The 12,699-nt window shown below is 26.5% G+C and carries 13 protein-coding genes and 1 pseudogene; 12 read left to right on the top strand and 2 right to left on the bottom strand.

Going from position 1 to position 12,699, the window contains the following annotated elements; all coding sequences use genetic code 11:
* Positions 1-697 precede the first annotated feature (697 nt).
* The 4 genes from IDG60_RS15975 to IDG60_RS15990 all read left to right on the top strand — a co-directional run bounded on the left by IDG60_RS15975 (position 698) and on the right by IDG60_RS15990 (position 2,578).
* Positions 698-886, top strand: a complete 189-nt coding sequence (locus IDG60_RS15975) for a hypothetical protein (RefSeq protein WP_001030805.1) — start codon at positions 698-700, stop codon at positions 884-886.
* 386 nt (positions 887-1,272) lie between these two features.
* A complete protein-coding gene (cadD, locus tag IDG60_RS15980) occupies positions 1,273-1,890 on the top strand; it encodes a cadmium resistance transporter CadD (protein WP_000616816.1) in 618 nt (205 codons plus the stop codon).
* An 18-nt stretch (positions 1,891-1,908) separates the two neighbouring features.
* On the top strand, positions 1,909-2,256 hold the full coding sequence (locus IDG60_RS15985) for an ArsR/SmtB family transcription factor (RefSeq protein WP_000119690.1): 348 nt from the start codon (positions 1,909-1,911) through the stop codon (positions 2,254-2,256).
* Positions 2,257-2,437: 181 nt separating this feature from the next.
* Positions 2,438-2,578, top strand: a complete 141-nt coding sequence (locus tag IDG60_RS15990; protein WP_001199886.1) for a hypothetical protein — start codon at positions 2,438-2,440, stop codon at positions 2,576-2,578.
* Positions 2,579-2,612: 34 nt separating this feature from the next.
* Here the strand turns inward: IDG60_RS15990 and IDG60_RS15995 are convergent.
* A pseudogene (locus IDG60_RS15995) lies at positions 2,613-2,714 on the bottom strand (IS6 family transposase); the annotation flags it as partial.
* A gap of 1,824 nt (positions 2,715-4,538) precedes the next feature.
* On the opposite strand from IDG60_RS15995, the gene IDG60_RS16000 reads away from it, so the two are divergent.
* The 4 genes from IDG60_RS16000 (at position 4,539) to IDG60_RS22595 (ending at position 7,454) form a co-directional block, all read left to right on the top strand.
* The gene (locus IDG60_RS16000; RefSeq protein WP_000793183.1) at positions 4,539-5,147 is read left to right on the top strand and encodes a hypothetical protein; all 609 of its coding nucleotides are present in this window, start codon (positions 4,539-4,541) and stop codon (positions 5,145-5,147) included.
* Positions 5,148-5,686: 539 nt separating this feature from the next.
* Complete coding sequence (locus IDG60_RS22585; RefSeq protein WP_241013388.1) at positions 5,687-5,938, top strand: zinc ABC transporter substrate-binding protein; 252 nt, start codon at positions 5,687-5,689, stop codon at positions 5,936-5,938.
* Between the two features lie 83 nt (positions 5,939-6,021).
* Entirely contained in the window at positions 6,022-6,276 is a 255-nt protein-coding gene (locus IDG60_RS22590) for a hypothetical protein (protein ID WP_001827065.1), read from the top strand.
* Positions 6,277-6,347: 71 nt separating this feature from the next.
* Positions 6,348-7,454, top strand: a complete 1,107-nt coding sequence (locus IDG60_RS22595) for an RNA-directed DNA polymerase (protein WP_263053221.1) — start codon at positions 6,348-6,350, stop codon at positions 7,452-7,454.
* 353 nt (positions 7,455-7,807) lie between these two features.
* Here the strand turns inward: IDG60_RS22595 and blaZ are convergent, their stop codons facing one another.
* The gene (gene blaZ / locus IDG60_RS16010; RefSeq protein ID WP_000733271.1) at positions 7,808-8,653 is read right to left on the bottom strand and encodes a penicillin-hydrolyzing class A beta-lactamase BlaZ; all 846 of its coding nucleotides are present in this window, start codon (positions 8,651-8,653) and stop codon (positions 7,808-7,810) included.
* Between the two features lie 106 nt (positions 8,654-8,759).
* On the opposite strand from blaZ, the gene blaR1 reads away from it, so the two are divergent.
* From blaR1 to IDG60_RS16030, 4 genes are all read left to right on the top strand, one after another.
* Positions 8,760-10,517 carry a beta-lactam sensor/signal transducer BlaR1 gene (blaR1, locus tag IDG60_RS16015; RefSeq protein WP_001096396.1) on the top strand — a complete coding sequence of 586 codons (1,758 nt, stop codon included), beginning with the start codon at positions 8,760-8,762 and terminating at the stop codon, positions 10,515-10,517.
* Positions 10,507-10,887: a penicillinase repressor BlaI gene (gene blaI, locus IDG60_RS16020; RefSeq protein WP_001284653.1), complete on the top strand. Its 381-nt coding sequence runs from the start codon at positions 10,507-10,509 to the stop codon at positions 10,885-10,887. The genes blaR1 and blaI overlap by 11 nt, the downstream gene beginning before the upstream one ends.
* Positions 10,888-11,150: 263 nt before the next feature.
* Complete coding sequence (locus IDG60_RS16025) at positions 11,151-11,729, top strand: recombinase family protein (RefSeq protein ID WP_000690623.1); 579 nt, start codon at positions 11,151-11,153, stop codon at positions 11,727-11,729.
* A 126-nt stretch (positions 11,730-11,855) separates the two neighbouring features.
* Positions 11,856-12,467, top strand: a complete 612-nt coding sequence (locus tag IDG60_RS16030) for a recombinase family protein (RefSeq protein ID WP_000583532.1) — start codon at positions 11,856-11,858, stop codon at positions 12,465-12,467.
* Positions 12,468-12,699 lie beyond the last annotated feature (232 nt).

Genomic DNA, 12,699 nt, shown 5'->3' on the forward strand with positions numbered 1-12,699 from the left:
TGGAATGACTGGAAGTTCTTTAGAACGAAAAATCAATAATTTTATTAATGATAACCAAATCGAAGTCATTGATATTAAGTTTTCAAGTTCTGTATTTTATTTTGGGGTAATGATTATTTATAAATAATTAAAGAGTTTAAGACATTAGTGATGACTGATGTCTTTTTTTACTGTTTTTTTATAAAAAAGCACTGTCTTATTTTTGTGACAAATGCTGTATGTAGTGTCACAAAAGTGTGACACTTAAGCTTTTTATGACCCCACATAAAAATATTGTTGAAGCTTTGAATTGTCTGGCTTTGCCAGATACCCCATGTATACATGGGGTCAAATTTCCCTTATGCTCTTACGTAGTTACGGAGTTCTTAGAGAAAAAATAAAAATTCTCGATTTTGATAAAAAATGTCTTGCAGGAATTTAGAAAAACATGGGGGAAGTTTTAAAGGATTTTATGCTAACTTTTAATTTGCATGTAAATGGGCAGTGTTTAAAAAAATAGTCATTGGTTTTATTTAAAATTTTGTTTTTGAAAATAGCATATATGTATTTGGCTCATATTTGCGTTTTAAGAGATTATGTAGGAAAACTATATGATTTACCCCTAAATCTTTAAAATACCCCCTTAAAATTCAAAATAAAGGTATTTATAATTTGAGTAAGTCTTGTGATAAAGTTTTTTAAAAAAGGAGTCTTTATTTTGAATAAAGACACAGTGTTAGATAAAGGTTACGTTATAGCAACTATTTTAAATGTTTTCTTTTTACTTGGATTAATTTTTATATCTCATTTTGAAAATTTATATATATTAATTCTGTATGTTATTTTGATGGGAATAAATGCTATTTATTTGGTTGTTAAGGTTTTGAATTTCAAAAAGAATAATTAGAATATTTGAGAGGATTTTGAAACGAGTTTCTTCTTGTTTTCACACTGTTTTTTTATTCCTATTGGTGTTGTTGCTTACTTTTTGTTTTTCTATAAAGATGATGATTTTGACGAGATGGAAGAAAAATATGATTATCATGAAGATAATAAAAAATAGACGACGCATTTATGCCGAGAAAATTTATTGTGCGTTGAGAAGAAGCCTTAACTAAACTTGGAGACGAATGTCGGCATAGCGTGAGCTATTAAGCCGACCATTCGACAAGTTTTGGGATTGTTAAGGGTTCCGAGGCTCAACGTCAATAAAGCAATTGGAATAAAGCACCTATGATTATTTAAAAATATAAGTTATAATACATTCAAAAATATTTTTGAATGGGGTGTATTATGATTCAAACGGTTGTTGCTGCTGCTGTTCTTTATATTGCTACAGCAGTTGATTTATTAGTAATTTTATTAATATTTTTTGCTAGAGCAAAGACTAGAAAAGAATATAGAGATATTTATGTTGGTCAATATTTAGGGTCTATTATTTTAATATTAGTTAGTTTGTTTTTAGCTTTTGTATTAAATTATGTTCCAGAAAAGTGGATATTAGGTTTATTGGGTTTAATACCAATTTATCTTGGAATTAAAGTGGCTATTTATGATGATTGTGAAGGAGAAAAGAGAGCTAAAAAAGAATTGAATGAAAAAGGATTGTCTAAATTAGTTGGTACGGTTGCAATTGTTACGATAGCAAGTTGTGGCGCCGATAATATTGGTTTATTTGTTCCGTATTTTGTGACATTAAGTGTTACTAATTTATTACTTACTCTGTTTGTCTTTTTAATTTTAATTTTCTTCTTGGTGTTTACTGCACAAAAATTAGCTAATATCCCAGGAATTGGAGAAATTGTTGAGAAATTTAGTCGTTGGATTATGGCTATCATTTATATAGCTTTAGGTTTATTTATTATTATTGAAAATGACACTATTCAAACAATTTTAGGATTTATATTTTAATTTAGGGTGTGATTTTATATGAGTTATGAAAATACTTGTGATGTGATCTGTGTACATGAGGATAAAGTTAACAATGCTTTAAGTTTTTTAGAAGATGATAAATCTAAGAAATTACTTAACATTTTAGAAAAAATTTGTGATGAGAAGAAATTGAAAATCATATTATCTTTGATTAAAGAAGATGAGTTGTGTGTTTGTGATATTTCTTTGATATTGAAAATGAGTGTTGCTTCAACTTCACATCATTTAAGGCTTTTATATAAAAATGAGGTACTTGATTTTTATAAAGATGGAAAGATGGCATATTATTTTATTAAAGACGATGAAATAAGAGAGTTTTTCTCTAAAAATCATGAGGGTTTTTGAAACGAGTTTCTTCTTGTCTTGATACTATATAGAAATAACGCTCTTTTCTAAAATCCTTTTGAAGCGTTGATATGACGGCGTTTCATACTGTTTTGCTTGGGGAAAATAAAATTTGATATAAAAAAACTCCAGTAATATGATTGAGGTGTCTAATCTAAATCAATACTGGAGTTCTTTTTATATGCAATATAATACTACTAGAAGTATAACCGAAAATCAAGATAATAAAACGTTAAAAGATATGACGAAAAGTGGGAAACAACGCCCATGGAGAGAAAAGAAAATAGATAATGTAAGGTTCTGTTGCAAAGTTAAAAAATAAGTGTCTAACCTTATGTTTAAAGTAATACTTTGTATTAACTAGCTAGCATGATGCTAATTACACGGCATGGCGAAAACCCGTAGATCTGAAGAGATCTGCGGTTCTTTTTATATAGTTCATAAATACATTCAATGCCTGTGTATTTTATTCCGATTGCTTTATTGTCGTTGAGCCTCGGAACCCTTAACAATCCCAAAACTTGTCGAATGGTCGGCTTAATAGCTCACGCTATGCCGACATTCGTCTTCAAGTTTAGTTAAGGGTTCTTCTCAACATCAATAAATTTTCTCGGCATAAATGCGTCGTCTAACTTTTTTTATAATGTTTATCAAACCACGATGAAAAAAATATAAAAAAGACTGTATAAAGAATAAACCAAGTATCTAAATGATTTTGATTCATTTGCTTATAAATAAAAAACAATAAAAAAATACCAAGAATAATTTGTAAAATAAATAAAGACCTCTTCAAAAAACCACTCCTTTTAAAAAACTTTATCTCAGGACTTATTCAAATTATAAACACCTTTATTTTGAATTTTAAGAGGGTATTTTAAAGATTTAGAGGTAAATCTTATAGTTTTCTACTTAAAAATCTATACAAGCTCTTAAAACGCAAATATGAGCCAAATAAATATATGGTAATTTCACAAACAAAAATTTCAGCAAAACCAGTGACTAATTTTTTAACACTGCCCATTTAAAATGCAAATTCGGAACGATTTATTGCTAATTTTTAAATTTGCATGTAAATGGGCAGTACGTAAAAATCGCCCGTCCTGGTGTCGAAAAAACGAACAGAAAAAATAAAATTAAAATATAGTAATCTTTTTATTTTTTACAGGTAGTTTTCCCCATAATTTAGTACTGCATCAGAAATTTATCTGTACTTAGAAATGACGACGTATTTTTTCTATACGTTTATGACATTTATTCTACATTGATCCAAATCATAAAAATGTGTTTAAAATGTCCTAAAAAGGTTTTAAAAGGACGATTTTTTTATATTACGTATTTTTGTACTCAAAATTAGAGAATGCTCTAAATGACCTCTTAAAACGCAAAAAAAAATATATATCAAAAAGACATGTATTTTTAAAAAAATTGATGTGTATGATGCATGTCTTTTGTGTATGTTTTATATACATAAAGTATATGTATACGTAACCCGTATGTATACATAACGTTATGGTTTTTATACATATGAGTTAAAAAAGTGATGTCACTTTTTTTCTAGGAAAAATAACTCGGCACTGCCGAGTTCACCACGTTATGGGTCTGCCAAAATATAAAAGTGGTGGCACTTTCCCTTATGCTCATGACTTTATGTATAAAAGTTAGAGGTACTTTTATGCCGAGAAAACTTTTTGAGAGATTAATTTTTTTATTTTTTTTATTTTTTACTTTTATTTTCTTCAAATATTTTGTAAATCTCTTTATGAGTAAATAAAAGATAGAAGCATAAAGAATAAATGAAAATTTGAAAATATAAATTTATATGAATGTTGTAGAAAATCTTCAAAATTATTAAGTTTAATACGATCATATTAGCAGTTATAAAGAATATGAATAAGATAATATTATTAAATTTCTTTTTGTATTTTATATGTAAAAATATTATAAAAAGTTCAAGAAAAATAAATATTAGATAAGTTACTATAAAGAATAATGCAATATAGCCAATGTTATAAAACATATTATTTGAATACCAATTTATTGTTATTAAAGAACTTATATTTAAATTATCTGCTAATGATTGGAAACCTATTATGCTAAAAAATGGTATTGAGAATACTAATACGGATATAGGTATGATTATTATTCCGAGTAAGAACGTTACAATTATAAAGTTCAATAAGTACTCTTTGTTTACTTTTTTCATAATGAATTTAATTCCTTTTATGTATATAATATTTAATAATAAAAAATTTTAACATTTATAATTGGAGGATAAAAGTCATATGAAGAATTTAAAAAGTTTTTTTATTAAAAATACTTTGGTACTAACATCTACTGCATTATTATTTTCTAGTTTTGAACCTGTAGTTCATGCTGCAGAAAATAAGGAAGTTGTTAAAACAGTAGAAAATGATAATGTAGAATTCAATGAATTGTTAGAAGGACAAGAATATATTTGGGAAGTTTTATCTAGAGATGATGAAGGATTTAAAATGTTTCTAGATGAGCAAAGAGCTTTTAATCCTAATTTTGATAATGATGTTTTACTAGCAAAACAAGAAGGTGCTTTAAATTCTTCAGTATTTGCTAATAATTCTATGACTTTAAACTCAAATAAGCCTACTCCTAGAGGTCCTATCGGTGCAACTTTAAAAGCTATTAAGGCTCTATCACCTTCTTTGAGACATGGTGGAACTGCTATATCTTGGATCATTAAACCATTAAGTAGAAAACATGCTGTTCTAGTAAAAAAATATTCAAGAAAGATGTCTAATGCAATTGATAGGTTAGATAAGTCTACGAAATCAGCTGTTGAAAATGCTTTTGTTAAAGCAGGTATACCAAGAAGTGATGCGAAAACTTTAACTTATATTGTATTTTTAGTTATTTAGATATTGAGCTGACTTGCCCTAAGATTTTATAAAATCTTAGGGCAAGTTTTTTTTTCTTATCTTGATAAAGTAGTATTTTCAATTTGTGATTGGGGTGATGATTTTCTAGATACAGTTAAAATTAATAATCATAGATAATGAGAGAACCTACAATTATCATAAGTTTTCACCTAAAAAAGATATATTAAAGTTTTACAAATCTTTAATGCACCTTTTAGAGTGTTTTTAAATCTATTCTTTAATAGACTATAATATTCACTATTTATTACACCGTTTTTTCTTTAGATTAATGAATTTAGGTGATGATTTTGAACTGCGTTTCTTCTTTTGTCTTGATACTATAAAAAACGAAGTTATATAACATAAGACGACTTATCGGAAGTAGATATGCTTGTATATTCACAGATGGTATAATAATAGAGTCGCCTATCTCTCAGGCGTCAATCGACGAAGAGAGGAGGTGCATTAATTGTTAATCATTTTCGTTATATAAATTATAACACTGGTTAGTAGAGAAATGCAAAGGTAGGAGAAAGGCTATGAAGAGTAAAAAAAGAATGGAAAGATTGTACGATGATTTATTTAGTACTAATTTTTTAATTAATTATGGTTATTTTGATATTACTCCTAAAAATAATCAAGATTTAACAGAATTAAACAGCTACGGTAAATCAGATGCATTTTATTTGAAAATATTTAATATGAGTAAATTAGCTGAATATATTACTTATAATCATTTTACATTAAAAAATTTTTTAATGATAGAAACATACGTAGTACTGAACCAATAATATTTACTATTCCGAAAAATAATACATCAAGAAGAGAATATAAGATTCCTAATATTTATAGCTATTTAAATTTGATGTTTTTCATGCAAGAAAATAAAAAAGAATTTAAAGAAGTTTTTCTAACCAATAAATTTTCAACATCTAAATTTTTTTCACTTCCAGATTTTGATTTTAAATTTACTGACAATTTAAAAAAGACTTTACTTTACGGTGGTAATCATATATTAAACGTTGATTTATCTAATTTTTATCATTCTCTTTATACACATAGCATACCTTGGGTAATAATGGGAAAGAAGAATGCTAAAAAAGAAAGAAAGGTTTTTCAAATCAATTAGATAAATTAATTACATCCTGTCAATATAATCAAACTCATGGAATACCTACTGGCAACATATTAAGTCGTATTATTAGTGAATTATATATGTGTTATATTGATTCTGAAATGGAAAATAAAGGGTATAGATATGCGAGATATGTGGATGACATATCATTCTCATTTAATTTTGAAGAAGAGAAAGATAAATTTTACAGAGATTTTAACAAACTATGTATGAAATATGAATTAAAAATTAATGACAAGAAAACTGAAGTAAATGATTTTCCATATATACATCCACAAAACAAAGACTTTATATTTAATTATTTCAAAAATTATTCCTCAAATAGTAAAGATGAAACTTGGATTATAGGTATTAAGAACTTTATTGATTTATGTATAGATGAAGAAAGAAAAGGAAATAAAGGGGCAATAAAAAGTATTTTCCCAGTAATAGAAAATACTTTAAAGAAGAAAAAAATAAATAAACATCAAATAAGTAAGATATTTGGATATAGGAATAATATTACTAAATTCAATATCTTGCAATTCATATTAGATTTATCACTAAAAGACTCTAAATTAACAAATAGATGCCTATCTTTATTAAACTATTTGACTATTAAAATGGACGATAAAAAAATAGTCTCAAAACAAGTTAAACAGTATTTTAAAAATAGAAACGAAGAAATTAGAAAATTGTTAGTATTTTATAATAAAAATAATTATCATCAAGAAGCATACCAAATTCTTGTTTATATTGTTGAATATGATGTAGATATTCTTTTAAAAAATGATGTTTTGAGTTTGCTAAATGAAAATACAGATAACTTATCTCTATCGTTATTGACAATAATATATCTAAGAAAGTCTTGGAAAATAGAAAATTTATTAAAAAAAATTGATAATCTATTTAAAAATTCTAAGGATGATTATCCTGCAACAGTAGGTGTAATGTCCCAAAATTTATGGTATTTCAGATACTTTATTTACTATTTAATAAAAGAAAATGTGATTTCAAAAAAAGAAATTAATAGTTATTGCATGAGTCAAAAATATGGTTCAAATCAGAAAGGATATAAGAGCGATTTAAACTGGAATTATATTAATTCAAAAGATAATGTGGATGAATTTTTTAGTGAATTATTAGAAGAAAAAGTACCACTCATAGATTTAAATTATGTAAATTTAATATAATTAATTATATTAAACCTACTTTTGTGTTATTTAAGTACACCCTAATCACACAAAATAAGTTGTTTGTCACTTTGCTTGATATATGAGAATTATTTAACCTTATAAATGAGAAAAAAGCAACGCACTTTAAATAAGATACGTTACTTTTTCGATTGATGAATACCTAGAATTAAACTATTCATCTATTATTTATGATTTTTTGTATATACAATATTTCTAGTTTGTTAAAGAGAATTAAGAAAATAAATCTCGAAAATAATAGAGGGAAAATCAGTTTTTGATATCAAAATTATAGATGTCAACGATAATACAAACTATAAGATGATATCAGTATTTATTATGCATTTAGAATATTAAAATTCCTTCATTACACTCTTGGCGGTTTCACTTATCAACTTATCATTTGGCTTATCACTTTTATTGTCTTTATTCGTAAAAATGACTAAAACAATAGGTTCAGATTGGCCCTTAGGATAAACAAAAGCAACATCATTTCTAGAAGCATATGTTATTGCTTGACCACTTTTATCAGCCACCTTACAGTCTTTTGAAACACCATCTTTAATTAAAGTATCTCCGCTTTTATTATTTAACATTAAATCAAGTAAGAATTTTTTGTTTTCTTTGCTTAATTTTCCATTTGCGATAAGTTTATTTAAAGTCTTACCGAAAGCAGCAGGTGTTGAAGTATCTTTTTTGCTCTTTGGTGAATAGTAATTTAATTCTATCTCATATCTAACTGGATTTGTTACTTTATCTCCTAGTTCTTTTAGACGTTGTTTAACTTTTTTGATCCCACCGATTTCTTTTATAATTTTATTGTTTGCTGTATTATCACTATATGTCATTGAAGCCTCAATAAGTTCTTTTAAAGTGATATCTTTTCCTACATATTTTTCTAAAATAGGAGAATAAGCAACTATATCATCTTTGTTAATATGTATTTTTTTATTTAACTTATTATAAGGTATTTGTTCTAACAAAATAGCACTATTTATCGCTTTTGAAGTCGAAGCATAGGCAAATCTCTTATCTGAATTAAATTTTACTTCCTTACCACTTTTAGTATCTAAAGCATAAACACCAATATGAGCATTATATTTTTTTTCTAAATCATTTAACTTTTTGGCATGTGGACTGTTTGAATTACATGCACTTAAAACTAAAGCAATTGCAATTAAAAATATTAACTTTTTCAAAATAAACCCTCCAATATTACAATTGTAATTTTTATAAATAAATAATATTACAATTGTAATATCGGTGTCAATTGTTTATTATAAATATTTGAAAGAAGGTGTCAAAATGGCTAAATTACTAATAACGAGCGTAGTAAGCTTTTGTTTTATATTTCTATTGTTAGTATTTTTTAAGTACATATTAAAACGCTATTTTAATTATAGTTTAAATTATAAAGTTTGGTATCTAACTGTGCTTGCTGGATTAATTCCTTTTATCCCAATTAAATTCTCTTTTATAAAATTGAATAATGTGAATAATCAAGCGCCCACAGTTGAAAGTAAGTCACACGACTTGAACCATAACATAAATACCACCAAACCTGTTCAAGAGTTCACAACAGATATCCATAAGTTTAATTGGGATTCAATTGATAATATCTGCACAGTTGTTTGGATAGTTTTAGTTATTATTTTAAGTTTTAAATTTTTGAAATCATTATTATATCTTAAATATTTAAAGAAACAGTCACTTTATCTAAACGAAAATGAAAAAAATAAAATAGATACGATACTTTTCAACCATCAATATAAAAAAAATATTGTGATTCGAAAAGCAGAGACTATTCAATCTCCAATAACTTTTTGGTATGGGAAATATATTATTTTGATTCCTAGTTCATATTTTAAAAGTGTAATTGATAAAAGACTAAAATATATAATACTGCATGAATATGCTCATGCTAAAAATAGAGATACTTTACATTTAATTATCTTTAATATCTTCTCTATTGTTATGAGTTACAATCCATTAATACATATTGTAAAAAGAAAGATAATTCATGACAATGAAGTAGAAGCCGATAGATTTGTTCTTAATAATATTAACAAAAATGAATTTAAAACTTATGCGGAATCTATTATGGACTCCGTATTAAATATTCCATTTTTTAATAAAAATATATTAAGCCATTCATTTAATGGTAAAAAGTCATTACTCAAAAGAAGATTAATTAATATAAAAGAAGCCAATTTGAAAAAACAGTCCAAATTAATTCCAATTTTTATTTGTATTTTTACTTTTTTGCTCATGGTAATTCAAAGCCAGTTTTTGATGGGGCAATCCATAACTGATTATAATTATAAAAAGCCCTTACAGAACGATCACCAAATTTTAGATGAAAGTAAAAATTTTGGTTCAAATAGTGGATCTTTCGTCATGTACAGCATGAAGAAAGACAAATACTATATTTATAATGAAAAAGAAAGTAGAAAAAGATATTCTCCTGATTCAACTTATAAAATTTATTTAGCGATGTTTGGACTTGACCATCATATCATAAGTGATAAAAATTCACGTATGTCATGGAATCATAAACATTATCCTTTCGAGTCTTGGAATAAGGAACAAGATTTAAATACAGCAATGCAAAATTCAGTTAATTGGTACTTCGAACGTATTAGTAATCAAATACCAAAGAACTATACTGCGGCTCAACTCAAGCAATTAAATTATGGTAATGAAAACTTGGGAAGTTATAAAAGCTATTGGATGGAAGATAGTTTGAAAATATCTAATCTTGAACAAGTAATAGTTTTTAAAAATATGATGGAACAAAATAACCATTTTAGTAAAAAAGCAAAGAATCAATTATCTTCTTCATTATTGATTAAGAAAAATGAAAAGTATGAACTGTATGGGAAAACAGGTACAGGTATAGTAAACGGGAAGTATAATAATGGGTGGTTTGTAGGTTACGTAATTACAAATCATGATAAGTATTATTTTGCTACACATTTATCAGATGGAAAGCCGTCTGGGAAAAATGCTGAATTAATCAGTGAAAAAATATTAAAAGAAATGGGTGTTTTAAATGGCCAATAAGCAAGTTGAAATATCTATGGCTGAATGGGATGTTATGAATATAATATGGGATAAAAAATCAGTATCAGCTAATGAAATTGTAGTTGAAATTCAAAAATATAAAGAAGTTAGCGATAAAACGATTAGAACATTAATCACAAGACTATATAAAAAAGAGATTATAAAACGATACAAATCAGAGAATATTTATTTTTACTCATCAAATATTAAAGAAGACGATATTAAAATGAAAACTGCTAAAACCTTTCTTAATAAACTGTATGGAGGGGACATGAAAAGTTTAGTGCTGAATTTTGCGAAAAATGAAGAATTAAATAACAAAGAAATTGAAGAATTGCGAGACATTTTAAATGATATTAGTAAAAAGTAATTAGAGATATGTTTCAAACATAATACATATGTAAACTATGCTTGACTCTTATTAAATTAGTTTTGTTAATAACATTTAAAATATATTATTAAATATGAGAGTGTCCAGAAAATGGTTATTTTCTGGACACTCTCTTTTTATATCTAGATATATATCTATTATACATATTTTAGTGTTCAATAACCCAACAGAAAATCTATGTTCATAAATATGGTTAGAATTAAGTTATGATACAATGAAAATGTATATAGGAGGTTTGTATCTTGAAAATAGGTTATGCAAGAGTTTCAACTGGATTACAGAACTTGGATTTACAGGAAGATCAGTTAAATCAATATGGTTGTGAAAAGATATTTAATGATCATATGAGTGGTTCAAAAAGTAAGCGACCTGGTTTAGATAAAGCCATTGAATTTGCGAGGTCAGGAGATACGATTGTTGTTTGGAGACTAGATAGACTAGGACGTAACATGGAAGATTTAATCATATTAGTTAATGAACTTAATAATCGAGGCGTGAGTTTTCATAGTTTAGAAGAAAATATAACAATGGATAAATCAAGTTCTACAGGACAATTGTTATTTCATTTATTCGCAGCATTTGCAGAGTTTGAACGTAATTTAATTTTAGAACGTTCTTCAGCGGGACGAATTGCAGCTCGTGCTAGAGGACGCTATGGAGGTCGACCCGAAAAATTAAATAAACAAGATTTAAAATTACTCAAAACACTTTATGATAATGGAACACCAATTAAAACTATTGCAGAGCAATGGAAAGTTTCACGTACAACAATCTATCGTTATCTCAATAAGTTAAATAACCAAGAAAATAAAGATAAATAATATTACTAAATTTTAAGAAAGATAAAAATTAGACAGGATACACCCTAACCATACAAAAAGAATTGTTGAAATTATAACAATTAAAATGTATGATTAGGGTGTATATTAATTATGGAGTGAAAATAAGTGATTATAGGTTATGCGAGAGTATCTTCGATAGATCAAAATTTAGAAAGACAACTAGAAAATTTAAAAACGTTTGGTGCTGAAAAAATATTTACAGAAAAACAGTCTGGGAAATCTATTGAAAATAGACCGGTACTTCAAGAAGTTCTTAATTTTGTAAGAATGGGAGATCGATTCGTTGTGGAGTCTATTGACCGTTTAGGACGTAACTATGATGAAATTATTGAAACTGTGAACTATTTAAAAGAAAAAGATGTACAGTTAATGATTACAAGTCTACCTATGATGAATGAAGTGATTGGTAATCATTTACTGGATAAATTTATGAAAGATTTAATCATTCAAATCTTAGCAATGGTTTCAGAACAAGAGAGAAATGAAAGTAAACGTCGACAAGCTCAAGGTATTCAAGTCGCAAAAGATAAAGGTGTATATAAAGGACGTCCTTTACTCTATTCACCGAATGCGAAAGATCCTCAAAAACGTGTTATCTATCATCGAGTTGTCGAAATGTTAGAAGAAGGACAAGCAATTAGTAAGATTGCGAAAGAAGTTAATATTACAAGACAGACAGTTTATAGAATTAAAAATGATAAGGGATTATGTTGGTAAATGGATTGTCATTGCAAATGAGCGTTTCTCACAGCGTCCCAAAATATATGTTAATCATGTATTATGAGATTTTAATAATAAGACAGGAAAAAGAGAGAGCAAATACGCTCTCTCTTTTTTTCTATATTTTTTCTCAATAACGACGATCGTTATTGGAATTTAATTTCTAATACTTTTTTATTAGGAATACGCCTACGATATTTTTATTATAGAGGCTAAAGTATCTTAAAAA

Source organism: Staphylococcus sp. EG-SA-2, assembly GCF_017152085.1.